The organism is Arthrobacter sp. fls2-241-R2A-200 (genome assembly GCF_030209745.1).
GTDB lineage: Bacteria > Actinomycetota > Actinomycetes > Actinomycetales > Micrococcaceae > Arthrobacter.
The window spans coordinates 144,033-168,675 of sequence record NZ_JARVRJ010000005.1; the positions used below are offsets into that span (position 1 = coordinate 144,033).

The following is a 24,643-nucleotide window of genomic DNA, read 5'->3' on the forward strand; positions in this document are numbered from 1 at the left end:
CTTGCCCTAGTAAGCTCGGTGCATGAGTGTAATCCGTCCTGCAACCGTTGAAGACATCCCCGCGATCCTGCGCATGATCCATGATCTGGCGATCTATGAAAAGGAACCGGACGCGGTAAAAAACACCCCTGCCATGCTCACGGACGCACTTTTCGGTGAGAACCCCCGGGTGTATGCCACCATGGCCGAGAACTCGGCCGGGACCGTTCAGGGCTTCGCCCTGTGGTTCCTGAATTACTCCACCTGGGAGGGAGTTCACGGCATCTACCTCGAGGACCTCTATGTGGAGCCGGATGCGCGAGGGGAAGGACACGGCAAGGCCCTGCTCCAGCACTTGGCCGCCACCGCCGTCGAACGCGGTTATGCACGCGTCGAGTGGAGCGTACTTAAGTGGAACGAGCCTTCCATCAACTTCTACAAGAACCTCGGCGCGTACTCCATGGATGAGTGGTCCACTTTCCGGCTGACCGGTGAAGCGCTGGCATCCTACGGCGCGTCCGCGGCCCAGACCTCCGCGGCCCTCGCTCGTGGCTGAAGGCCAACTGACCGAAGAGCAGGTGGTTGAAGGTCACCTGATCCGGGGCCGCCACGAATTCCGTGGTCTCCGCACGGTCGAGCACTACTTCACGGTGCCGTTGGTACACGCACCTGCCAGCAATGGCCGGCCGGACAACGACGGCGAGACCATCACCGTGTTCGCGCGCGAATATTCATCCACGCAGCACACTCCGGAAGAGGCCGAAAACCTGCCGTGGTTGTTGTTTCTCCAAGGAGGCCCGGGCGGACGCGGGAACAGGGTTACTTCCCTGTCCGGCTGGATGAAAGCCGCGGCCAAAGAGTTCCGTATCCTGATGCTGGACCAGCGTGGAACTGGCCTGTCCACTCCGGTGGAGTACCAGTCGCTAAGACTGCGCGGGAACGCCGCGGCCCAAGCGGAATACCTGACGCATTTTCGTGCTGACTCGATCGTGGCGGACGCCGAGCACATAAGGCGCACGCTGGGCTCGGCGCCTTGGTCGGTGTTGGGGCAGAGCTTCGGCGGATTTTGCGCCCTAACGTATCTGTCTTTCGCACCCGGTGGTTTACGGGAAGTTCTCATCACCGGCGGCCTTGCTCCCCTGCACGGCGCTGCTGATCGTGTGTACCAAGCAACCTTTCGCAGGGTAGCGGCCAGGAATTCCGAGTACTTTTCCTGGTACCCCGAGGACCGTGACGAGGTCAACCGCATCATGCGCCATCTTCGGGACGTCCCGGAATACCTGGCCAGCGGCGAGCGGTTGACCCCCGAGCGATTCCAAATGGTGGGCTCATTCCTGGGCGGCAACGCCCGGGTTGATGCATTGCATTACCTGCTGGAAGACGCTTTCATCACCACACCGGAAGGGCCTCGGCTGTCCGAGGCATTTCTGGAACAAGTCCGGGGGCTGGTCAGCCGAGCGGCAAATCCGCTCTACGCCGTTATGCACGAGTCTATTTATGGGCAAGGCCAGGCCACTAGCTGGGCGGCCTGGCGGGTGCTGGAGGAGTTCGGGGAATTCCAGCCCGATGCGGAGTCACCACTACTAACCGGCGAGATGGTGTATCCGTGGTACTTCGAGCAGGATCCGGCCTTGGTTCCCTTCCGCGAGGTTGCTGCATTGCTGGCCGAAAAGGACGACTGGGGCCCGCTGTACGACCGTCGTCAACTGGCCGCGAACACCGTCCCGGTTGCGGCGGCAGTCTATAAAGACGACATCTATGTGGATCATGCGCTTTCAATGGAAACAGCAGCGGCCGTCCATGGACTGGAACGCTGGGTGACCGGCGACTTCCACCACGACGGCATCGGCGAAGACGGTGAAGGTATTTTCGGGCGTCTCTTGGCCCTGGTCCGGTCAGCCTCCTAAGCCAGGACCGACCAGCAGCGGCCGTGCACACATTGGTGCGCGGCCGCTGCTGCGTACCGGCTGATGCGGGCTAATCCGCTTGGCTGTGACTCTTCTTCGCGTCCTCCTCCAGGCGCGCGTCCAGCTTCGCCTGGCGGGCTGCTGGACTCATCAAACTGGCGATGACGGCCACGACGATGGTGCCCATGATGACCGCCAAGGAGACATACGTCGGAATCTCAGGTGCCCACGCGATGTGATGGCCTCCGTTGATGAACGGAAGCTCGTTGACGTGCATCGCGTGGAGGACCAGCTTGACGCCGATGAAGGCCAAGATCACTGACAAGGCGTGCTTGAGGTAAACCAGACGCGTCATCAGCCCACCGAGTAGGAAATACAGCTGACGTAGGCCCATCAGGGCGAAAATGTTGGCCGTAAACACGATGAAAGCGCTTTGAGTGAGGCCAAAGATCGCCGGGATGGAGTCGACGGCGAACAGCAGGTCAGTGAGGCCGATGGTCACAAAAACGATCAGCATGGGCGTGAAAACCTTCTTGCCCCCAACCACGGTCCGGAGCTTGCCGCCGTCGAACTTTTCGGACATCGGCAACACGCGGCGTAGACGGGCAATCAGCGGGTTTTCGGCGCCCTCCTCCTCGTCTTCACCAGTGTCGCGCGCCTGCTTCCAGGCCGTCCACAAAAGGAAGGCTCCGAAGATGTAGAAGATCCAGCTGAACTGCTCAATAACCACAGCGCCCAAGGCTATGAAGATTCCGCGAAGTACCAGCGCGATGATGATGCCTACCATCAACACTTCCTGCTGATACTTCCGGGGCACCGAGAAGCGCGCCATGATAATGATGAAGACGAACAGGTTATCGATACTCAGGCTGTACTCAGTAACCCAGCCGGCGATGAACTGGCCGCCGTATTCCGGGCCGGTGAAGTAGAACATTGCAGCGGCGAAGATCATCGCCAAGGCAACGTAGAAACCGACCCACAGTCCGGCTTCCTTCATTGAAGGTGCGTGGGGGCGCTTGAGCACCAGGAGAAGGTCAATCAGCAAAATGATTCCGAGGACGACGAATGAGCCGATCTCGAACCAGAAGGGGAGCTCCATTACAGGGCCTTTCGCAGGGTACGGGAAAGCGGTGTAAGTCTCTCCGGCCTGCTGGATGCATTGACTGCACCGCTGGCGACCCACTAAGTCCGGCGAGGCATCCATGCCTTGCGTGCTGACGGACGTAGCGCTTGGGATACTCCCCTACGTAGGCTCCAGCTTACCTTAGGCGTGACCGGCGGCCTGCATTTGCCGTAGCTCTCGCTTGAGGTCTCCGACCTCGTCCCGGATCCTCGCGGCAACCTCGAATTGCAGTTCCGCTGCTGCGCCGTGCATTTGCTCGGTCAGCTGTTCGATCAGTCCCACCAGGTCTTCGGCAGGCGCAGCGGCAAGCCCGTCCTTGCGAACAGTGGCTGCACCCTTGGCTGCTGACTTGCCGCGCTTGGCACCCTTGGCGAGACGGTTGTTGTTCAACAATTCCTGGGTGTCGGCGTCTTCCTTGGCCAGCTGATCCGTGATGTCGGCAATCTTCTTCCGCAACGGCTGCGGGTCGATGCCGTGGTCTGCGTTGTATTTGACCTGGATGGCACGACGACGGTTGGTCTCCTCGATGGCGTGGGCCATCGAGTCGGTAATCCGGTCGGCATACATATGGACCTGGCCGGACACGTTGCGGGCCGCGCGGCCGATGGTCTGGATCAAGGACGTGGACGATCGAAGGAAGCCCTCCTTGTCAGCGTCGAGGATGCTCACCAAGGAAACCTCGGGCAAGTCCAAGCCTTCCCGGAGCAGGTTGATGCCAACCAACACGTCGAAGACGCCCATGCGCAACTCGCGAAGCAACTCAACGCGGCGCAAGGTATCCACATCCGAGTGCAGGTACTCCACTTTCACGCCATGCCCCACCAGGTAGTCGGTGAGGTCCTCGGCCATTCTCTTGGTTAGCGTGGTGACCAACACCCGCTCATTCTTTTCCGTGCGGGTGCGGATCTCGCCCAGGAGGTCGTCGATTTGGCCCTTGGTGGGCTTGACCACCACCTCGGGATCAATCAAGCCCGTGGGCCGGATAATCTGCTGGACGTAGCCGTCCGCCTTTCCGAGCTCGTACTTTCCTGGAGTCGCCGAGAGGTAGACGGTCTGACCGATCCGTTCAAGGAATTCATCCCATTTCAGGGGGCGGTTGTCCATGGCCGACGGGAGCCGGAAACCGAAGTCCACCAAGTTGCGCTTACGTGACATATCGCCCTCGTACATGGCCCCGATCTGCGGGATGGTCACGTGCGACTCGTCAACCACCAAGAGGAAGTCCTCAGGGAAATAATCAAGAAGGCAGTGCGGGGCGGTCCCCGGGCCACGGCCATCAATATGCGAAGAATAGTTCTCGATGCCGTTGCAGAAACCCATCTGCTGCATCATCTCGAGGTCATAGGTGGTGCGCATCCGCAAGCGTTGAGCCTCCACGAGTTTGTTCTGGCTCTCGAGGACCTTCAATCGGTCCGCCAGCTCGTCCTCGATCCGTTTGATGGCCCGGGCCATCCGCTCGGGGCCGGCAACATAGTGCGAGGCCGGGAAAACATACATCTCTTCCTCATCGCGGAGCACTTCGCCCGTCAAGGGATGGAGGGTTTGGATGTTCTCGATCTCGTCCCCGAAGAACTCAATGCGGATGGCAAGTTCCTCATACATTGGGATGATCTCCACGGTGTCACCGCGGACCCGGAACGTGCCGCGGTGGAAGTCCATGTCATTGCGGGCGTACTGCATCGAGACGAACTTCCGCAGGAGCACGTCCCGGTTCATCTCCGCACCCTTGCGCAGGGTAACCATCCCGGCGATGTACTCTTCCGGTGTTCCCAAACCGTAGATGCAGGACACGGTGGCCACCACAATGACGTCGCGACGCGTCAACAGGGCATTGGTTGCGGAGTGGCGGAGGCGTTCCACTTCCTCGTTGATGGAGGAGTCCTTCTCGATGAACGTGTCCGTTTGCGCGACGTAAGCTTCGGGCTGGTAGTAGTCGTAGTAGGACACGAAGTATTCCACCGCGTTATTGGGCAGCAATTCGCGGAATTCGTTGGCCAGCTGAGCCGCCAGGGTCTTGTTTTGAACCATGACCAAGGTGGGTCGCTGCACCTGTTCAATGAGCCAGGCCGTGGTGGCACTCTTACCCGTACCGGTGGCTCCCAGGAGGACGACGTCCTTCTCTCCGTTGTTGATCCGCTCGGTCAGTTCGGCAATCGCGGCAGGCTGATCGCCGGCGGGCTTGTACTCACTGACAACTTCAAAGGGCGCGACAACACGGTTGATTTCCTGGGCGAGGCTCATGAATCCAATCTACTCCTGCCCACCGACAGCTATTGGCCCCGTTTGCGCTCAGCGGAAGTGGAGTACTACGGCGGTTCCCACCCCGTGCGTTCGGCCCACTCATCCATGAGCGGCGACGCCACCTCCGTAAACCACGGCTCCTTGGCATCAGCGTAAGGAACGGTAGAGGAATCGCCGGCATGCTTGTCCGCGAGGTCCCTTTTATGCGCCTCATACGCTGAGACGGCGTAGGGCTCCGCCAGCAGCCAATCGCGGAACAACAACGCGTATCGCCAACCAGGCGTCCCGGCCGCCCGAACATGCAGATTGGCGGCCCTGCCGGGGTCAGCATTGGCGTGGAAGCGCTTCTGCCACTGTTCCGGGTCCGGTGCCGAAGGCTTCGGGGCATCGCGATCCGCCGCTGGCACCCTCGGGAATCCGGCCGTCGCCAGGAGCGGAGCGATCCGATCCGCCGTCGCCATGTCTGTGACTGTTGCTTGCAGGTCGATGACGTCCTTCGCAGCCAAGCCCGGGACCGCCGTCGAGCCGATGTGGTCCACGGCCAGGATGTCTCCCGGCGCAGCGGCCAATATCCGTCCTGCCAACCTTCGGGCGGCACGGGGCCAGCCCTCCTCCGATTCGACGATCACCGGGCCCTCCTGCCTGCTGGCCCTGGTGCCGCGGCTGATGTTCTCGGCAAAGGCCACGAGCCGATCCGTCCACAGCGCGTCCACCGCGGCCAGCAGATCGTTCCGGTCGCCCGCGTTGTCCAGCACGACGTCGGCAGCTTCATTGCGCGCTTGGCGCGTAGCCTGGGCGGCAATACGTGAATGTGCTTCTTCCGGAGTCATCCCCCTCAACTCCACCATCCGTTGAACCCGGATATCCTCAGACGCGTCCACCACCACCACCAAGTGGAAGTTGCTGCCCTGCCCGGTTTCCACGAGCAGCGGGATGTCCTGAACCACGATGTCACCATCGGTTGCCTGTGCCATGGTTGCGGCAGCGCTCTGGCGAACGAGGGGATGGATGATGCCGTTGAGCACCTCACGCTGTGATGGATCACGGAAGACGATGGCACCCAGTTTGGGCCTGTCGAGCTCGCCGTCCTCAGTGAGGATGCTTGGGCCGAATGCCTCCACCACACGCTCCAGCCCGGGAGTCCCGCGCTCCACCACCCGGCGGGCAATGAGGTCGGCGTCGATAAGGAGCGCGCCAAGTTCCTGCAACCTGGAAGCCACCAACGATTTTCCTGAGGCGATACCGCCCGTAAGCCCGATCTTCAGCACTCCTCAACACTAGACTGAAGCGGTGGAAAGTGAGGAGGAGAGCCGGGCAACCAGCTACACGACTCTTGCTCCCGGCGCGGATTTCCGCCACGAACTGGATATCCGTCGCTCCAGGTTCATCACTGTCCTCCGGCGCTCCCCCACCGAAGAAAGCGCCCGCTCCCTGGTGGCCGAGCTGCGCCGCGAATTCCATGACGCCCGGCATCACTGCTCGGCATTTGTCATAGGCCCTGACCGGATGATCCAACGCTCAAGCGACGACGGGGAACCCTCCGGCACGGCGGGCGTGCCCATGTTGGAGGCACTCATACGCCGTGAGACCGCCGTCCGTGGGACCCAGGAAGCCAACGACGGCGGCCACCTCAGTGACGTTGCCGCCGTCGTGGTGCGCTATTTCGGCGGCATCCTGTTGGGCGCAGGAGGCCTTGTTCGCGCGTACTCCGAGTCCGTTTCCAGCGCCTTGGATCTCGCGCCCCTGGTGAGGCGCCGCCGGTTGCGGCTCTGTGCCATGGAAGTCCGCCATTCTGATGCCGGCCGCTTGGAAAATGAACTGCGGGCCGCCGGTTTGGTGATGGCACCAACGGAGTACCTGGCCAGCCATGCGGTCCTTCGTCTGGCCCTTCCCGACGACGCCCGGGACCTTGCTGACGCACACGCCCGTGTCTCGTCCCTGACCGCTGGCACAGTCGAACTCCAGCCCGAAGGAGCGGAGTGGGTCGATGTTGACTTTGAGTGACGTGGATCGCGCGGCCCTAGTTTGCCATAGGGGACGGACGGCCTGCCTCAAAGCTGACTCGGGTTAAAGCAGAGGACCCCCGCCCGAAGGCGAGGGTCCTCTGTCGGCTATCAGCACATCCCGTGAGGGAGGGCGGAATTAGTTGCCGGTCAGCTTCTCACGCAGCGCGGCAAGCGCCTCGTCAGATGCCAGGGTGCCGCCGCCGGTGTTGGACTCAGCAGCAGCCGGCTCCGAGGAGTAGCTGGTGGTGCCGGAATCGGACTCACCGGATGTGGCAGCAGCAGCGTCGTCAGCAGCGTGCTGGGCAACCTGCTTCTTGTGGGCTTCCCAGCGGGTCTGGGCGTCAGCGTACTGCTGCTCCCAAGCTGCGCGCTGGTTCTCGTACCCTTCGAGCCATTCGTTCGACTCGGGGTCGAAGCCCTCGGGGTACTTGTAGTTGCCCTCTTCGTCGTACTCAGCGGCCATGCCGTAGAGAGCGGGATCGAACTCGGTGCTGTCAGCGTCAACGCCCTCGTTAGCCTGCTTGAGGGAGAGGGAGATGCGGCGACGCTCGAGGTCGATGTCGATGACCTTGACGAACAGTTCGTCGCCAACGGAGACAACCTGCTCGGCGAGCTCAACGTGGCGGACTGCCAGCTCGGAGATGTGCACGAGGCCTTCGATGCCGTCTTCGACGCGAACGAACGCACCGAACGGAACCAGCTTGGTGACCTTACCCGGAACAACCTGGCCCAGGGCGTGGGTGCGGGCGAAGGTCTGCCACGGATCTTCCTGCGTAGCCTTGAGCGACAGGGAGACACGTTCGCGGTCCAGATCCACTTCGAGGACCTCGACGGTGACTTCCTGGCCAACCTCGACAACCTCGGACGGGTGGTCGATGTGCTTCCAGGACAGCTCGGAAACGTGAACGAGGCCATCCACGCCACCCAGGTCCACGAAGGCACCGAAGTTGACGATGGAGGACACGACGCCGGGACGAACCTGGCCCTTTTCCAGCTTGTTGAGGAACGTGGAGCGGACCTCGGACTGGGTCTGCTCGAGCCATGCACGGCGGGACAGCACAACGTTGTTGCGGTTCTTGTCCAGCTCGATGATCTTGGCTTCGATCTGCTGACCGATGTACGGAGCCAGGTCGCGGACACGACGCATCTCGACGAGGGATGCGGGCAGGAAGCCGCGCAGGCCGATGTCCAGGATGAGGCCACCCTTGACAACCTCGATGACGGTACCGGTAACGACACCGTCTTCTTCCTTGACCTTCTCGATGTCGCCCCAGGCACGCTCGTACTGAGCACGCTTCTTGGAGAGGATCAGACGGCCTTCTTTGTCTTCCTTGGTGAGAACCAAAGCTTCGACCTGATCGCCAACGGCGACAACGTCACCGGGGTCAACATCGTGCTTGATGGAAAGCTCGCGGGAAGGGATGACACCTTCGGTCTTGTAACCGATGTCGAGCAGAACTTCGTCGCGGTCGACCTTGACGACGGTACCTTCGACGAGGTCACCGTCGTTGAAGTACTTGATGGTCGCGTCGACAGCTGCGAGGAAGTCCTCAGCGGTACCGATGTCGTTAATGGCGACTACGGGGGTACCGGGCTTCTCGGTGGAGGTGATGGTCATGTAGTAGGGGCTCCGTTGTGGATAGTAAGTCGGTCAGGCAAACCGCTGCCGCCCGGGTCCGGACGGCAGAACACGGCAAAGCGCCGGGTCATCCTGATTTGTGGATTAATACAAATGGATGCATGCACGTAGTACACGCCCGTTTATTCTAGTCGCATTGGCAAAGCCGGGTCAAAAGCAGTGCGAACGGAAACGGGACTGCTAGAAGTGCGTGACGCACCGTGACGGTCGCTCCACGGCAAACAGCTGCTGGGCCCGGAAAACCGAGCCTGCACTGTGTTCTTGGATCCGCCCGGCGGCCGCCAAGGTAACCGGCGACACCGCACCCACGTAGATGGATGCAAGATCGGCTACGTCCATTGTCAGTTCCGGAGACTGACCCGATGCTTCCTCCACGACGGCGGGAGCACCGGCGTCGGACTCAACTACCCACGTGCCGTTGGCAAGACCCAAAGCGTCTGTCACCTCCACCACCAGTTTTCCCGATGCAGAAAGTGTCCGGGCCTCCAGGGCGGCCTTGACATCAAGAACCCTCAGCCACAGCATGTCGCGCACGTCGGAGGAGGCGACACAGCGTGGATCCTCCAGCGCCCACGTTAACGGGTCATCCACGGGCGCTTCGGTCCACGTCACTTGGTCTATGAGGTCAAGGCTTCCGAGGAAGCGCCAAATGTCCAAGTACGCGGCGTCGGTGGCGGCAATGAGGTCCACGATTTCCATGGTGAACGGCTTGGTCTCCCATCCCTTGAAGCGGTAGGAAACGTAGCCGTCCACGGCTCCCGCAGCGTCATAATGCAGGGCGGTGCGAATACCGGCGTCGGGCTTTCCGTCGCGGCCGAGCTGGCCGGAAGCAATAAGCCGGTAATACTCCTGCCGGTCCACCGACCCGGGGGTCACTCGGTGGAGGCGTCGGAAAACCTCAGGTGCCACCTCCAACAGCGCAGCGGGATCGGAGACTTCCATTCGACCCGTCGGTTCTCCCCTGAGCCGGAAACGCGGGCCGGTATCCACCGCTACTGAGCGTTCGAACGTGGCGACGCCGAACCCGAACCTGCCATAAATGGACCCCTCGGAGGCAGTCAACGCGGCAATGGCCAAGCCCTCATCTTTGGCACCCTCAAGGTCCGCCGTGATCAGTCCGCGGAGAATCCCTTTGCGGCGATGCGTCCCCCGCACCGTCACAGCAGTTACCAAGTGGGCTTTCACGAGTCGGCCGAAGCCAACGTTGAGGCTCTTGCGCATGGTGGCGTACGTGGCAACCGGCACCTCGGCGCCAAGGGCGTGTTGAGGCATGTTGCCGCTGACGTAGACGCCAGTAAATTCGCGGCCGTCCACCTTGTAGCTGGCTAAAGCCTTGGCCACATGGTCATCGGTGCGCCGCTGCTCGTGGAATCCGTGGGAGACCGCGTGCATCCAGTCCACGCAACGTCGGTACCCGGGGTCATCCGGGCCGGCGGCCCCAAATTGCCGCACGGTGTATTCGGCCTGGACGGACTGGACCGGAATTTCTGCAGGGAGGTTATCCGGCGCTACGTGCGAGATGAGTTCTACCTTGGGATCAGCCACCTCCCGAGCCTAACCAGAAGCAGCAAGGCGCGCCACCATGCGGCGGCGCGCCTCTAGCCCCTACTGTCGCGTGGAGGCCGACCGGCGGAAAACGGTCATGGGATTCTAGTGGCCAGCTTCATACCAGCTTGAACCGACGCCGATCTGGACATCGAGCGGGACCGAAAGTTGGGCAGCGGCACCCATCTGCTCCACCACAAGCTTCTCCACTGTTTCGCGCTCTCCAGGAGCCACCTCGAGAACGAGTTCATCATGGACCTGCAGCAACATCCGCGACTTCAATCCTCGCCCTGCCAGTTCGGCCGCAACTCCTAGCATGGCCCGCTTGATGATGTCCGCCGCGGAGCCCTGGATCGGTGAGTTCAATGCGATGCGCTCGGCGGCCTCACGCGCCTGGCGGTTGGTGCTGGTCAAGTCAGGCAGGTAACGACGGCGGCCCTCGATGGTGGCCGTGAACCCGTCCACGCGCGCCTGGTCCACCACACCGCGGAGATAATCCCGGACGCCGCCGAAGCGGTCGAAGTAGTCCTTCATGAGCGTCCGGGCCTCGTCCACCGAGATCTCCAACTGCTTGGACAGGCCGAAGGACGTCAATCCGTACGCCAATCCGTAGGACATGGCTTTGACCTTGGAACGCATGGCACTGGTTACCTCGGCCGGAGTCACGTTGAAAATGCGTGAGCCCACAAAACGGTGCAGGTCCTCACCGTCGCGGTAGGCCTGGATCAGGGCCTCATCGCCGGAGAGGTGGGCCATGATGCGCATTTCAATCTGTGAATAATCCGCTGACAGCAAGCACTCATAACCCTCGCTGACCATGAAGATGCCGCGGACCCTGCGTCCTTCCTCGCTACGGACGGGGATGTTCTGCAGGTTGGGATTGTTCGAAGAAATACGACCCGTGGCAGCGATATTTTGGGCGTACGTGGTGTGGATCCGGGCATCATCGGCCACGGACTTCTTGAGTGTTTCCACCATTTGCGCCAACTTGGAGGACTCACGGTGGGCCATCAACTGGACCAGGAATTCGTGTCCGGTCTTCTCCAGCAGGGTCTTCAGGGACGCTGCGTCCGTGGTGTAACCGGACTTGATTTTCTTGGTCTTGGGCAGCCCCAATTCCTCGAAGAGGACAGTTTGCAGCTGCTTGGGTGAACCGAGGTTGACCTCATGCCCGATGGCCGCGAATGCCTGTTCCTGGGCATTCTCGATCACCTTGGTCAGGTCCGCGAGCTGCTCGTTCATGCGCTCCTGGGACACGTAGATGCCTGTGAGCTCCATGAGGGCCAGGACGCGCGCCACCGGCAGCTCGAGCGTGGTCAGGAGGGCATCGGCCTTGATGTCGGCCACTTCTTTCTCGAAGTGCTTGCTGAGTGCGTGGACGACGGCGGCCTGCTGGACGAGCGCGGTGGCGGCAGCAAGGTCAGAGCCGCCGGAGAGATCGAGTTCCAGTTGCCCCGACTGGGCCGAGGCCGAAGCCACACTGATTTTCAAGTGAACCTGGGCGAGTTCGGCCAGATCGTAGCTCCTGCGGTCCGGCTGGATGAGGTAGCCGGAGATCGACGTGTCATCCACGACGCCTTCCAACCCAAATCCGCGGTTATGCAGGGCTTTGAGCGCAGACTTGAATTCGTGGAGGACTTTTGCTTCCTCCGGGTCCTGCAGCCATCGCGCCAAGACCGACTCAGCGGCGGCGTCCAGGCCTGCTAGGTCGATGTAGCCCGCCCCGTTCGCGCGAACGACGGCCAGCGCGGTGGCGTCGTCACCGATCCGGCCGGGAAGCAGCTGTACCGCCAGTGCCGAGCGGACACCCGCACCGGCCGTGAAGAATTCCGCCAAGGCGTCGGCGTCCGAAAGCGTGGAGAACTCCGGAACAGCGATGGTGTCAGGTGCTTCACCGGCTGTGTCATCACCGTAGAGGTCGAAGAGCCGCGCGCGGAGGGTACGGAATTCGAGTTCTTCGAAAAGCTCCTCAATCGCTCGCCGGTCCGGGCGTGGCTGGTAAAGATCTTCCAGGGTCACTGGCAGTTCAAGGTCTGTGAGTAGTCGGTTGAGCCTGCGGTTCCGCTTGACGTTTTCCAGGTTCTCCTTCAGGGCTCCCCCTACCTTGCCGCCGATGGCGTCCAGGTTTTCCAGGATTCCCTCCAAACCCCCATAGAGATTGATCCACTTTGCCGCCGTCTTGGGCCCCACGCCCGGAACCCCGGGCAAGTTGTCAGCCGATTCACCCACCAGGGCTGCGAGGTCCGAGTACAAAGAAGGCTTCACGAAGTACTTCTCTTCAATGGCCGCAGCATCCAGCTTGGGAATGTTGCTCACGCCTTGTTTGGGATACAAAACGAACACGTTCTCATTGATGAGCTGGAACGAGTCCCTGTCGCCGGAAACCAGCAATACCTCGAAACCGGCAGCATCCCCTTGTGCGGCCAACGTGGCCAAGACGTCATCAGCTTCATAGCCGGGCAGGGCAATGGTCTTAATGCCCCAAGCGTCCATGACCCTGGCAATGAGGGAGATCTGGCCTGCGAACTCGGCCGGGGTTGCATTGCGGCCACCCTTATATTCGCTGTATTCAGCCTTGCGGAAGGTGGTGTCATCGGAAACGTCGAAAGCCACGGCGACGTGCGTGGGCTTCTGATCCTTGATCAAGTTGATGAGCATTGACGTGAAACCGTGGACCGCGTTGGTGTACTGCCCCCTGGCCGTGGAAAAGTTCTCCGCCGGAAGTGCGTAGAAAGCCCTGAACGCCATGGAATGGCCGTCCAGCACCAGCAACCGGGGCCTGCCCTCGCCGAGAGATTCCGTGGGGGCGGAGGCCGAGGGGTTGGCTGTAGCAATGGCAGCAGCGGGGGCTGCGGGAACGTGGTCCGGTTTGGTTGTTTCACTCACAGGTGCCAGCCTAGTTGGCATGATGGACAATTTCACGCCCGAGCACATCGCTGAGGAACTCTACCTCGCCGGGGTGCCCGAAGAATTTCACGGTTGGCTTTCCGCCCACGGGGTGGGTGCGTTAGTGGTGAAGATGGGGATCAAGTTTGTTGAAATGAGCCCCGAACGCACCGTGGCAACCATGCCGGTGGAAGGAAATACCCAGGTGGCCGGAATCCTGCATGGCGGGGCCCATGTGGTCCTCGCCGAAACCTTGGGATCCTTCGCGGCTTCCCTGCATGCAGGCGAAGGGCGTCACGTGGTGGGCATTGAAGTGGGCGCCACCCACCACCGCTCTGTTGCGGGAGGAACAGTGACAGGGACCTGCACGGCCATCCATTTGGGCGGAACGCTGACCACCCACGAGGTTGTCATGACCGACGACCAAGGCCGCCGGTTGTCCACGGCCCGAATCACCAACATGATCCGGGACAATCGGGATTGAGGTTGTTCCGCAGGCTCTGACCGTTCAGGACCACGTGAGCGTTCGGGACAACCTGACCATTCAGGACAAGCGGTAGCGCAATTCGGCGGCCACTCCGCCAAGGATCCTGGACGAGACCAACTCCATGGGCGGCGTGGGGCCATCCAGGGGCAGCAGGGGCTTACCGGCGCCGAGGACCACGGGCACCACCGTGACGATCAGCTCATGCAGGAGTTTCGCCTTCGCGAACTGGGCTGCAAGGTCGCCGCCGCCCACGAGCCATACGTTCTTCTCCCCGGCGTCGGACAGGAGCCGAGGCGCGATGTCCGCAACATCGCCCTGCACAAAGGTCACGTCCGCCCCTGCGGGCGGCTCATGCTTTTGGCGTGTGAAAACCCAACACGGGTGATCCGGGTACGGCCAGGGGTCCGGTTGGTGCGCCATCAGCCACCGGTATGTACTACCGCCCATGACGATGCATCCCACACCGTCCATGAACGTCTCTATTCCGGCATCAAGACCGTCGACGCCGTCGAACTGCAGCAGCCAGCCAAGGTCGTCGTCCGGCGAGGCAATGAAGCCGTCGATAGTGGAGGCAACGTAGTACTGGAAGATGGCCATAGGCCCATGCTAGCTACTTCCCGAAGTACGGGACGATCAGGTAGATGCCATAAAGCACGGCCACTGCGCAGGCGGCAAAGCAGGCGTAGGCAAGGGAACGGGCCATCACCGTGGACTTTTGCCGCGTGTCCGCGGCGATCGCCGTCAGCCGGACACCCAGCGAGTAGAGGACCACCAACGTCACGGCGGCCACCAAGGTAACCCCTGCTACCTGCAGCACTTCCATCCATTTCATCGCTGCACACCTTCGCTCCGGTTGTTCTTGCCCGGTTTCTTCTTTTTCCGGAACCGCACGGCGCGGCCGGCCTCATCGACCTCGACGGCGTTATGGTGGCCGACCTGCGATTTCCGCGAGGCGATGAACATGTACGCGACAGCGGCCGTGCCAACCACTGCAGCGATAACAACACCTACGACGCCGATGTTCACAAGCAACGCCGTCAGGGCGCCGACGATGGCTGAGGCGGGCAAGGTAAAGAGCCACCCCAAGGCAATCTTTCCCGCGGTTCCCCAGCGGACGGAGGTTCCCTTGCGGCCGAGGCCCGATCCGATGACGGACCCGGAAGCGACCTGGGTTGTGGAAAGGGCGAAGCCAAGGTGCGAGGACGCGAGGATCGCCGTCGCCGTGCTGGTCTCTGCGGAAAAGCCTTGGGCAGGCTTGACTTCGGTCAGGCCGGATCCCATGGTCCGGATGATGCGCCACCCGCCCGCATAGGTGCCCACCGCGATGGCTAGTGCACATGCAGTGATGACCCAGAGCTGGGGTCCGGAACCCGGCGATTGGGTGCCGGCGGAGATCAATACAAGAGTGATGATGCCCATCGTTTTCTGGGCGTCGTTGGTTCCGTGTGCAAGGGCCACCAGGCTTGAAGTGAAGATCTGGCCCGTACGGAATCCACCGCGCTTCTGCGTCAGTTTGTCTCCGGTCTCCGGATCGTGCCGCGAGGTCAGCGCGTAAGCCAACCGGGTGCAGATATAGGCCACGCCGCCGGCGATCAGGGGGGCGAAGAGCGCAGGAAGGATGACCTTGATCAATACCGTGTCGAAATTGATGGAGTGGATTCCGATGCCGACGATGGCAGCGCCGATCAGGCCGCCAAAGAGTGCATGCGAGGAACTTGACGGCAAGCCTTTGAGCCAAGTGATCATGTTCCAGAGAACGGCGCCCATAAGTCCGGCAAAAATAATGTCAGGAGTGATGTGGATGCCGTCAGTTCCTTCACGGATCAAGCCTCCGGAAATTGTCTTGGCCACCTCTGTGGACAAGAAGGCACCCACGAGGTTAAGCACCGCCGCCAGCGCCACGGCCGTCTTGGGCTTGATGGCGCCCGTAGCGATAGGCGTGGCCATCGCATTAGCTGTGTCGTGAAAGCCGTTGGTGAAGTCAAAAAATAGGGCCAGCGCTATAACCAGCGCGACCATGAAGGTGATTGCCACCTGTTGCCCAATCTGCAGAGTCGACGTTCAGCAGTTTCTCTTCCCCATACCTGCCCTCCACAGCATAGTTCAGCGATCGTTCAACTGACGCGGCTTGCGGATTTCAGTGGCGCAGGCGTGAAACCTTAAGAATCCTACGTGGCATTGACGGGGCGGACAAAGCCGCGCGGACAAACGTGCCCGGCACCGGGAATGACGGGACGATCCGCTCAGCCCATCCGCTCCAAGTAATCCCGCAAAGCCTCGATGTCCTTGCGCGTCAGGCCCTTGCGGGGATCCGGCGAGATGCAGAGGGCAAGATCACCCTGATCCTCTGCCCAGGAGCGAGCTTGGGGCTCCTGGTCGAGCTGGTCATCAACCCAGATGAAGCGTCCGCTCCCGGACTCCGACAGGTCCTTTTGCAGTGCCACGAGCTTCCACCAGTCCGAGGATCCGTCCCAGCCGTCACTGGAGAGGACGGGCCAGTCCTGTCCGTTGAGGCCGATGGCCGGGCACAGCATACCCGGCGCAAGCTGCTCCCACGTTGTCAACCAAACAAAGCGGGCAGCGGGGTGGCGGGCGAGCTCGTTAAGTTCGGCGACGACTTCGGGCGCATAAGCGACGTCAACGACGCCGGCGTCGACTTTCCGCCATTCACCACCCCAGTCAGTGGCGCCGGTGGGACTAAACGGATTCACGACGCCGTCGACGTCCAGATAAATCGACACTCGGGGTGCCTTGGAACCGGGTGCCGCTGGTTCTATGTCAAAGTTCATGCCTGCATCCATGTCCACCGCCCCTCCCCCACAGGCTCCCACCAGACTACGTGAGAATCGGCAGGAAAATCGGTACACCATCAAGGGGAGCAATCAATCTTTTGACGTTCGTCATGGAAGTGATATTCTTGAACCATGGAAAAGCCCGCAGACCAGTCACAGCAGAATGTCCGTCCCATCGAGGACACCGTGCGCACTGATTTCAGGCACGCGATGTCCTACGGCGGATATCTGGACCTCGACCGGCTGCTCAGCTCCCAGCACCCACTCAGCGAGCCGGAACACCACGATGAACTGCTGTTCATCATTCAGCACCAAACCAGTGAGCTGTGGCTCAAGCTGGTCCTGCATGAACTCCTGGAAGCAAGGAGGCTTTTCGACGTCGACAACCTCGGTAAGGCACTGAAGTGCATCGCGCGCGTCAAAGCCATCCAGCGCACCATGACCGAACAGTGGTCTGTCCTGGGAACCCTGACGCCTCGCGAATACTCGCAGTTCCGCGGTTTCCTCGGCAGCTCATCGGGCTTTCAGTCCTACCAGTACCGCGGTGTGGAGTTCCTGCTCGGCAACAAGAACAGGGCAATGCTGCGTGTCTTCGAAAGCGATCCCCAAGCACATGCCCTTTTGAGCTCCCTGCTGGATGAACCCACGCTTTATGATGCGTTCCTCGCTGTACTTGCCCGGGCCGGCTTCGAGATTCCCCAGGACATCCTGGAGCGGGACACCACCGAACCCTGGACTTTTCGCGAGGACCTCGTGCCGGTATTCCGGAAAATCTACGAATCGGACGAAACCCCCTGGGGACTGTACGAAGCCTGCGAAGACCTCGTGGACATCGAAGACAACTTCCAGGCCTGGCGTTTCCGCCACCTCCGCACGGTCCAAAGAACCATTGGCTTCAAGGTGGGAACGGGCGGCTCCTCGGGCGTCGACTTCCTCAAACGCGCCCTCGACCTGACCTTTTTCCCAGAGCTCTACGCCGTACGCACGCTCATCGGAAGCTGACTTTCGCTCATCACCCAAGGCCCCGGACCAACAACCGCAGCAGGAGACACCATGACCACCGCTCCCCAGACCCAATGGCCGACGTCGGCCGAACTGGACGCCGCCGATCCCCTCGCCGCGCAGAGGGACGCCTTTTACGCGCCCGACGCCGGACAGCTCACGTCGTACCTCGACGGAAATTCACTCGGCAGGCCGCTTAAAGTCACGGCCGAAAACCTCACCTCCTTTGTCCACGACGCCTGGGGCAGCCGGCTCATCCGCGGGTGGGACGAACAATGGATGGACGAGCCCACCGCCGTTGGCGACCGCATCGGTGAAGTGACGCTGGGAGCCGCCGCGGGCCAAGTCACGGTGGGTGACTCCACCTCCGTGATGCTCTACAAGATGATCCGCGCCGCGGTAGATTCCCAACCGGGCCGGGACGAGATCATCATTGACCGCGATAACTTCCCCACGGACCGGTTCATCATCGAGGGAATTGCCAAGGAACGCGGGGCGAGCATCAAATGGATCGCCGCGAACCCTGCCAGCGGTGTCCGCCCGGCCGACCTTGACGGGCTGCTGGGCGAGCGTACCGCCGTCGTGGTCCTCAGCCATGTCGCGTACCGTTCAGGGTTCCTCGCCGATGCGCCGGCAATCACCGCCAAGGTGCACCAGGCCGGTGCGTTGATGCTGTGGGACCTCTGCCACTCCGTTGGTTCGGTGCCGCTGGAGCTCGACGCATGGGGCGTCGACCTGGCAGTAGGTTGCACCTACAAGTACCTCAACGGCGGTCCCGGTTCCCCGGCCTTCGCCTACGTCAACGCATCCCGCCAGGAACAGCTCCAGCAGCCCATTTGGGGCTGGATGGGAGCTGATAATCCGTTCGGAATGACCGAGGCGTACCGGCCTGCGCAGGGCATCCGCCGCTTCATCACAGGCACTCCCCCGGTCTTGGCCATGCAGCCCATCAAGGACATGGTGGAACTCATCGCCTCCGTGGGCATGGAGGCTGTCCGGGAGAAGTCCATCAAGCTGACCGAATACGCAATCGCGCTCGCCGAGGAACAACTGGTTCCCCTGGGTGCCGAAATCGTGAGCCCCCGGGATGCCGCCGAGCGTGGCTCCCACATCACCGTGGACCACCCGCTCTTTGCCGACGTCACAGCCGCGCTGTGGGAGAAGGGCGTCATTCCCGACTTCCGTCCTCCACATGGACTGCGCATCGGCCTTTCACCCTTGAGCACCAGTTACGCAGAGGTGGAAGTGGGGGTGGCAGCAATCCGCAGTGCCCTCTCCGAGCTTCTGTGAGCCAGCTGTGAGTGCAGTCCTCGATGACATGGATTCCCGGCCCGGGAGTACCACGTCACTTCTACGCACGATCATCGGGCTGTACCTGCGCGACGCCGGTGGATGGATGGCCGCCAAGGACATCGTTGCGCTCATGGAAGCACTAGGGACCTCCGGAACAGTGACTAGGACCGCGCTTGGCCGCTTGCGCAAGAAGGACGTGGTGGTCCAGGAGGTGCGTGACGGAATTCCCGGATTCATGCTCACCGACGGCGCCGCGGCAATGCTCTCCCGGGGCGATCGCCGGATTTTCAACCCGCGGAGCATGGCCCCCTCCGATCCGTGGTGCCTCATCTCGTTTTCCATCCCCGAGACTGAGCGGGAAAAGCGCCATCAGTTGCGGCGCAGGTTCCACTGGATAGGCTGCGGAACGGTGGCAGCAGGGCTGTGGATCTGCCCGGATTCCCTTCGCGTCGAGGTCGAAGAGATCCTTGAGGACCTGCAGCTGCGGCAGATGGCAACTATCTTCGTCACGGAAACTCCGCTGGCGGGCGGCAGCTTGAAGGAGGCCGTGTCCTCGTGGTGGGATTTGGACGCCGTGGCTGGGCTGCACAAGGACTTCATCCGGGAACTCGACGCTGCGGGGCGGGCAGCCCGGAGCGGCCACGTGGAACCCTCGGCCGAAGCTTTTGCTGTCTACGTGCAGTGCATTGACCGCTGGCGGGTCATTCCGTACCTGGACCCAGGGCTCCCGCTGGCGTTCCTACCGGACGACTGGCCCGGGGCCCAAGGCGTCGAGCTCTTCACACGCATCGTGGAGGCCTATTCGGAGCCAAGTGGGCAGTTCCTGCGCGCCACGTTGGGGGTCTCAGGCTGACGTCCACGGAACCGCGCCGATCACCGCGGCATCCGCCGGAGTGCAGCGGCGGGCCGCCTTCGTGGACCCCTGAGGCGGCCCCCTTTTGCTAGTCAAGCCGTTTTGGTAGACAAGGCACGGGCTCTGTGCCAGTCTTGTGCTGCCCGGCAGCTGCCGCCCCAATGCGCAGCGTTCCGGCGTGGAGCCCGTCAGGCCCTACAGACCATCCGCAGTGAAGGGACGCCTCTTGGGGGAAACACAGCAGCACCGGGAAACAGCTGGGCAGCAAAAAGTTCTCGGTTTGCATATCGGCGGTTCCAAGACACACGCGGTTCTGGCCGAGGCAGGATCAACTGATGGTGGAACAGGCGGAGCCAGCAGCGACGTCGAAATCACCGAGAGCAGCGCCAACCTCTCCTCAGTAGGGCACCAAGGCGTTGACGCTGTGCTCCGGCGCATCGCAGCAAGCGTTGGCGACGGCGTCCAAGCCGTGTGCGCCGGAGCCGCCGGAGCCGATACACCCGCAAGCAGGGCGGTCCTTTCTGCCTTGCTGACAGAACATTTCCCCGGTGCAGCGATCGACGTCGTCCACGACACGCGCATAGTGCTCGCCGCTGCCGGACTGGAAGCCGGTGTGGTTCTCGTGGCGGGGACCGGCTCCGTCGCGTGGGGCCGGAATCGCCAAGGGCGAGAAGCCCGCAGCGGCGGCTATGGCTACTTGCTCGGCGATGAGGGCGGCGGCTACTCGGTGGTGCGCGACGCCGTTCGCGAGGCATTGCGCGAGTACTACGCCGGATTGGAACCTGGCACCCTGGTCCGCGCTTTGATGGCAGCCACAGGAAGCGTGGACGCCCTCCAGCTCATGGATTCTTTCTATACCAAACGCGAACCGGACTATTGGGCCGGGCTGGCTCCCCTGGTCCTCGAACTTGCTTCCGAGGGCGAGCCGGCCGCGTTGCGCATCCAAGCGGAGGCCGCCCATTCGCTCGCGGCCCTGGCCCGTCAGGTGTTGGGCGAGCTTGGCCTCGACTTGCCGTTGGTCATGGCCGGACGCGTCTTGGTCAACCATCACGAGTTGGCAGCAGCAGTGTCCCGGAAGGTTTCCTTGGACGACCCGTCATCGGTCCGCATCCTGGACCAGCTACCCGTCCGTGGAGCCGTTGAGCTCGCGCGCCGGCTCCTGCCAGCCTGATCCGGTTCCTGCTGTTCATCCCGCGTTCGCAGGGTTCAACGGGAGTATTCTGGTGACATGGCGTTCCTGCAGGAAGATCTGTAGCAATGGGACCGGCTAGGCGGCGGTGGCTCACGGCCCTTCTGATACCGCTTGCCTTGATGCTCGCTGTCATGACTGCTTCAGTCCGGGCGGGAGCCACTGTCTCCCTGCCGCCCAAGACACCGGACGAGCTTGTGTCCATGATGACCCACACTCCGGTACGTGCTTTATCCGGGACAGTGCAGCAAACGGCAGGGCTCGGGTTACCTGCGGTTCCGACGCTGGGCCCCGGCACCGTTCCGGGGGCGGCCCCAGCCCTGGAGTTCTTGACCGGGACGCACACCGCCCGTGTCTATGTGGACGGTCCGGCCAAAGCCCGGATACAAATCATGGACGCGCTCGCCGAACGGGATCTGGTGGTCAACCAGCATCAAGTGTGGTTCTACAACTCAGCGGACAACAGCGCTACCCACGTGAGTGGCGGTACGGAGCCGGCTACACCGCAGGAGGCGACTCCGGCGCCAGTCCCGGTTCCCACGCCGGGAACCATGGCCAACCACTTCCTGACAGCGATCAAGGCGGACACCCGCATGACTGTTGGGCCGTCTTCCACAATCGCCGGTCGCACCGCATACCGCCTGGACTTGGCGCCTGGCGGTGCGGACACCTTGGTTGACTCGGTGGGCATCGACGTCGATTCCGAGACAGGGCTGCCACTGGCAGTGGAGGTCAAGGCCAAGGGGCAAACTGATCCGGCCTACACGTTGGCCTACACAGACTTGTCTCTCTCCGCGCCCGACGCGGGATTGTTCGATTTCACTCCCCCGCAAGGAGCATCGATCACCGAGAAGGCTTTGCCGGCGAAACCCACGCCTGCTTCAAGCGCTGTCCCACCGAGCCCTACAGGTAAACTCTCCCATCCCAATCTCACAGTAACGGGCCAAGGCTGGAGCGCAATCGTTGCGCTGCCCGCGGGATCAGTCCCTTCCTCGATCACCGCCAATCCGACGTACGCCCAAGTGATGCAACCGGTTCCGGGTGGGCATGCGCTGACCACATCCTTGGTCAACGTGTTGGTCCTTGACGACGGCCGCGTCTTCGCAGGCATGGTGCCGTTGGACCGACTCCAGTCCGCGGCTGCCGCCCAGTGAGCGGAACCTGGCGCGACAGGTCCCAGCAAAGCGGGCAATCTCCGCACCAGGACAGCGTTGACCTGCCCGACCGGTGGGCCATCGAAACCCAGGGCTTGACCAAGCGCTTCGGTGGACGAATTGCCGTCAACGGCATCGACCTAGCCGTACCCGCTGGTTCCGTATTCGGCTTCCTGGGCCCGAACGGTTCCGGAAAGACAACCACCATCCGTCTCCTGCTGGGGCTTGCATCGGCCAACAGCGGCGATGTTCGGGTGCTCGGGAAGAAGATGCCAGCGGCGCTGGCTTCGGTGCTGTCCGACGTCGGGGCGCTGGTTGAGGGACCGGGCTTCTATCCCTTTTTGACGGGCGCCGACAACCTGCGGCGGCTTGACTCGGCGGACCCGCTTGCCCCATCCGAAACCCGAAAGCAGCGGATTCACGAGGCCTTGGACCAGGTGGGCCTCAGCCACGCGGCGAAAAAGAAGGTTCGGGCATACTCCTTGGGCATGAAGCAGCGCCTGGGCTTGGCCAATGCGCTACTGCGGCCGCGCCGGTTGTTGGTGTTGGACGAACCGACCAACGGACTTGATCCGCAAGGCACTCGGGAGGTCCGAGGGTTGATCCGTTCGTTGGCCGCCGGCGGAACCACCGTATTCGTTTCCAGCCATCTGCTCGCCGAGGTCGAGCAGATGTGCACCCACGTGGGAGTCATGAGCGTTGGCCGCCTGGTGGCGCAGGGGCCGTTGGAAGAGCTCCGATCTGCTGGCCAGTCCGGGGTCCGGGTTCTCACGCCCGACGTCGACCGCGCCAAAAACGTACTGACCCGTCTGGGCTTGGTCCCCCAGCCCTGGGATGGTCCTTCCCTTGCCGCCGATGCAGTGCTTGCCACCGGCTTGGACGGACGTGAACCAGAAACAGTGGTTGCAGCCCTCGTTGCTGATGGGGTTCGAGTCAGGGGCTTTTCAGTGGAAAGCGCGAGCTTGGAAGACCGTTTCCTGTCCCTGACCGGGGAGGGTTTTGATGTCGCGGGTTGAGCGAGGCCGCACCAAGGGAAGCGGCGATACGGCAGGCAGTCCTGAGGCAGGCCCCAACTCCGGACGGGCATCGGTGGCTTGGCCCCTCCTTGCCTCGGAGTTATCGGTACTTTTCCGCAGGGTGCGGACGTGGGCAATGTTGGCGGCGCTGGCGGCTGTTCCCGTCCTGATTGCCGTCGCCGTCAAGCTCTCGTCGCGGCCTACAGCGCCAGGAAGGGGCCCACTGTTCCTGGACCGGATCAGCCAGAATGGACTCTTCGTCGCAGTTACAGCGCTGGTGGTATGCGTGCCCCTGTTCCTGCCGTTGACCGTTGGCGTGGTGGCCGGTGACACCCTTGCCGGGGAAGCCAGCATAGGAACACTGCGCTACCTGCTGCTGGCGCCGACCGGAAGGACCCGGCTGCTCCTGGTCAAATACGCCGGCGCGGTCGCCTTCTGCTGTGCGGCGACGGCGACTGTTGCGGCGGCAGGTGCCTTGGCCGGCGTCGTCTTCTTTCCTGTGGGACCGGTGACCCTGTTGTCCGGTGAAACTGTCAGCGTGGGCGAGGCAGCCGTGAGATCGTTGCTGATAGCCGCGTACGCCACGGTATCCCTGATAGGACTGTCCGCAATCGGCTTACTGATTTCCACCATGACGGACGTCCCCGTGGGTGCGATGGCGGCCACGATCGTACTCGCAGTGGTCTCGCAGGTCCTGGATACGCTGCCGCAAATGGACTGGCTCCATCCCTGGTTGTTCAGCCACCACTGGGTGGGTTTCGCCGATCTTTTACGTCAGCCCATATCGTGGGCGTCGTTCGGAGATAACCTCCTGCTGCAGGGCGGCTACATCGCAGTGTGCGGCGCTTTGGCTTACGCGAATTTCTCTAATAAAGACGTGTTGTCTTAGCTTTGCCGTACGCTTTTTCCATGGCCAGATTCTTTGATGTGCATCCTGAAGATCCGCAACCGCGAGCCATCGGCCAGGTGGTGAAGATGCTGCAGGACGGCGGATTGATCGCGTATCCCACGGACTCCTGCTACGCATTGGGAGCACAGATCGGGAACCGGGAGGCACTTGACCGCATCAGGACCATCCGGAACTTGGACGACAAGCACCACTTCACCCTTGTCTGCAAGGATTTCGCCCAGATGGGCCAATTTGTCATGCTGGACAATGACGTTTTCAGGAGCATCAAGGCCGTTACTCCGGGAAGCTACACCTTCATCCTCCCGGCAACGCGTGAAGTGCCTAAGCGGCTCCTTCACCCCAAAAAGAAGACCGTGGGCGTCAGAATTCCCGACCACAAGGTGGTCCAAGCACTCTTGGCCGAACTCGGTGAACCGTTGCTCTCCAGCACCTTGCTGCTTCCAGACCAAGAGGAACCCCTCACCCAAGGATGGGAGATCAAGGAACGGTTGGACAATGAGGTGGATGCAGTGATCGATTCCGGGGACACCGGATCCGAGCCCACCACCGTGATCGACTTTTCAAGCGGTGTTGCAGAGGTTGTTCGTCGCGGTACCGGGGACCCCTCCCGGTTCGAATGAG

The 24,643-nt window shown here is 62.1% G+C and carries 22 protein-coding genes; 12 read left to right on the top strand and 10 right to left on the bottom strand.

Annotated features, from left to right (window positions below; all coding sequences use genetic code 11):
• The first annotated feature begins 22 nt into the window (after positions 1-22).
• Entirely contained in the window at positions 23-535 is a 513-nt protein-coding gene (locus QRN42_RS06220) for a GNAT family N-acetyltransferase (RefSeq protein ID WP_284978397.1), read from the top strand.
• Positions 528-1,886 (top strand): alpha/beta fold hydrolase, encoded by a 1,359-nt coding sequence (locus QRN42_RS06225; protein WP_284978398.1) that lies wholly within the window; start codon positions 528-530, stop codon positions 1,884-1,886. The genes QRN42_RS06220 and QRN42_RS06225 overlap by 8 nt, the downstream gene beginning before the upstream one ends.
• Positions 1,887-1,956: 70 nt before the next feature.
• Here the strand turns inward: QRN42_RS06225 and QRN42_RS06230 are convergent, their stop codons facing one another.
• The 3 genes from QRN42_RS06230 to coaE form a co-directional block, all read right to left on the bottom strand.
• Positions 1,957-2,985, bottom strand: coding sequence for a TerC family protein (locus QRN42_RS06230; RefSeq protein ID WP_284978399.1), 1,029 nt, complete (start codon positions 2,983-2,985; stop codon positions 1,957-1,959).
• Positions 2,986-3,150: 165 nt separating this feature from the next.
• Positions 3,151-5,250 (bottom strand): excinuclease ABC subunit UvrB, encoded by a 2,100-nt coding sequence (uvrB, locus tag QRN42_RS06235; RefSeq protein ID WP_284978400.1) that lies wholly within the window; start codon positions 5,248-5,250, stop codon positions 3,151-3,153.
• 65 nt (positions 5,251-5,315) lie between these two features.
• Positions 5,316-6,518, bottom strand: coding sequence for a dephospho-CoA kinase (gene coaE, locus QRN42_RS06240; protein ID WP_284978401.1), 1,203 nt, complete (start codon positions 6,516-6,518; stop codon positions 5,316-5,318).
• Positions 6,519-6,540: 22 nt separating this feature from the next.
• Here coaE and QRN42_RS06245 point away from each other — a divergent pair, with 22 nt between their 5' ends.
• Entirely contained in the window at positions 6,541-7,254 is a 714-nt protein-coding gene (locus QRN42_RS06245; protein ID WP_284978402.1) for an IMPACT family protein, read from the top strand.
• 138 nt (positions 7,255-7,392) lie between these two features.
• Here the strand turns inward: QRN42_RS06245 and rpsA are convergent, their stop codons facing one another.
• The 3 genes from rpsA to polA all read right to left on the bottom strand — a co-directional run bounded on the left by rpsA (position 7,393) and on the right by polA (position 13,188).
• On the bottom strand, positions 7,393-8,874 hold the full coding sequence (gene rpsA, locus QRN42_RS06250) for a 30S ribosomal protein S1 (protein ID WP_167266766.1): 1,482 nt from the start codon (positions 8,872-8,874) through the stop codon (positions 7,393-7,395).
• Positions 8,875-9,075: 201 nt separating this feature from the next.
• Positions 9,076-10,380 carry a GNAT family N-acetyltransferase gene (locus tag QRN42_RS06255; protein WP_284978519.1) on the bottom strand — a complete coding sequence of 435 codons (1,305 nt, stop codon included), beginning with the start codon at positions 10,378-10,380 and terminating at the stop codon, positions 9,076-9,078.
• A 165-nt stretch (positions 10,381-10,545) separates the two neighbouring features.
• Positions 10,546-13,188 carry a DNA polymerase I gene (gene polA / locus QRN42_RS06260; RefSeq protein WP_284978520.1) on the bottom strand — a complete coding sequence of 881 codons (2,643 nt, stop codon included), beginning with the start codon at positions 13,186-13,188 and terminating at the stop codon, positions 10,546-10,548.
• A 157-nt stretch (positions 13,189-13,345) separates the two neighbouring features.
• Between polA and QRN42_RS06265 the strand changes: the two genes are divergently transcribed.
• Positions 13,346-13,810: a hotdog fold thioesterase gene (locus QRN42_RS06265; protein WP_284978403.1), complete on the top strand. Its 465-nt coding sequence runs from the start codon at positions 13,346-13,348 to the stop codon at positions 13,808-13,810.
• Between the two features lie 60 nt (positions 13,811-13,870).
• Here QRN42_RS06265 and QRN42_RS06270 read toward each other — a convergent pair whose 3' ends face one another.
• The 4 genes from QRN42_RS06270 to QRN42_RS06285 all read right to left on the bottom strand — a co-directional run bounded on the left by QRN42_RS06270 (position 13,871) and on the right by QRN42_RS06285 (position 16,602).
• Complete coding sequence (locus QRN42_RS06270) at positions 13,871-14,410, bottom strand: dihydrofolate reductase family protein (RefSeq protein ID WP_284978404.1); 540 nt, start codon at positions 14,408-14,410, stop codon at positions 13,871-13,873.
• Between the two features lie 13 nt (positions 14,411-14,423).
• The gene (locus QRN42_RS06275; RefSeq protein ID WP_284978405.1) at positions 14,424-14,645 is read right to left on the bottom strand and encodes a hypothetical protein; all 222 of its coding nucleotides are present in this window, start codon (positions 14,643-14,645) and stop codon (positions 14,424-14,426) included.
• Positions 14,642-15,847 (bottom strand): inorganic phosphate transporter, encoded by a 1,206-nt coding sequence (locus QRN42_RS06280; protein WP_284978406.1) that lies wholly within the window; start codon positions 15,845-15,847, stop codon positions 14,642-14,644. Before QRN42_RS06280 ends, QRN42_RS06275 begins: the two co-directional genes overlap by 4 nt.
• A 209-nt stretch (positions 15,848-16,056) precedes the next feature.
• Positions 16,057-16,602: an HAD domain-containing protein gene (locus tag QRN42_RS06285; protein ID WP_284978407.1), complete on the bottom strand. Its 546-nt coding sequence runs from the start codon at positions 16,600-16,602 to the stop codon at positions 16,057-16,059.
• Positions 16,603-16,737: 135 nt separating this feature from the next.
• Here QRN42_RS06285 and kynA point away from each other — a divergent pair, with 135 nt between their 5' ends.
• The 8 genes from kynA to QRN42_RS06325 all read left to right on the top strand — a co-directional run bounded on the left by kynA (position 16,738) and on the right by QRN42_RS06325 (position 24,642).
• The gene (gene kynA / locus QRN42_RS06290) at positions 16,738-17,607 is read left to right on the top strand and encodes a tryptophan 2,3-dioxygenase (protein ID WP_284978408.1); all 870 of its coding nucleotides are present in this window, start codon (positions 16,738-16,740) and stop codon (positions 17,605-17,607) included.
• Positions 17,608-17,658: 51 nt separating this feature from the next.
• A complete protein-coding gene (gene kynU, locus QRN42_RS06295) occupies positions 17,659-18,897 on the top strand; it encodes a kynureninase (protein WP_284978409.1) in 1,239 nt (412 codons plus the stop codon).
• 7 nt (positions 18,898-18,904) lie between these two features.
• Positions 18,905-19,753 (top strand): PaaX family transcriptional regulator, encoded by an 849-nt coding sequence (locus QRN42_RS06300; protein WP_284978410.1) that lies wholly within the window; start codon positions 18,905-18,907, stop codon positions 19,751-19,753.
• Between the two features lie 226 nt (positions 19,754-19,979).
• Complete coding sequence (locus tag QRN42_RS06305; RefSeq protein WP_284978411.1) at positions 19,980-20,924, top strand: N-acetylglucosamine kinase; 945 nt, start codon at positions 19,980-19,982, stop codon at positions 20,922-20,924.
• Between the two features lie 152 nt (positions 20,925-21,076).
• Positions 21,077-22,096 carry a LolA family protein gene (locus QRN42_RS06310; RefSeq protein WP_284978412.1) on the top strand — a complete coding sequence of 340 codons (1,020 nt, stop codon included), beginning with the start codon at positions 21,077-21,079 and terminating at the stop codon, positions 22,094-22,096.
• A 62-nt stretch (positions 22,097-22,158) separates the two neighbouring features.
• The gene (locus QRN42_RS06315; RefSeq protein ID WP_284978521.1) at positions 22,159-23,112 is read left to right on the top strand and encodes an ABC transporter ATP-binding protein; all 954 of its coding nucleotides are present in this window, start codon (positions 22,159-22,161) and stop codon (positions 23,110-23,112) included.
• Entirely contained in the window at positions 23,099-24,001 is a 903-nt protein-coding gene (locus QRN42_RS06320) for an ABC transporter permease (protein WP_284978413.1), read from the top strand. Before QRN42_RS06315 ends, QRN42_RS06320 begins: the two co-directional genes overlap by 14 nt.
• Before the next feature lie 20 nt (positions 24,002-24,021).
• The gene (locus tag QRN42_RS06325) at positions 24,022-24,642 is read left to right on the top strand and encodes an L-threonylcarbamoyladenylate synthase (RefSeq protein WP_284974780.1); all 621 of its coding nucleotides are present in this window, start codon (positions 24,022-24,024) and stop codon (positions 24,640-24,642) included.
• The last annotated feature ends 1 nt before the right edge of the window (position 24,643 follow it).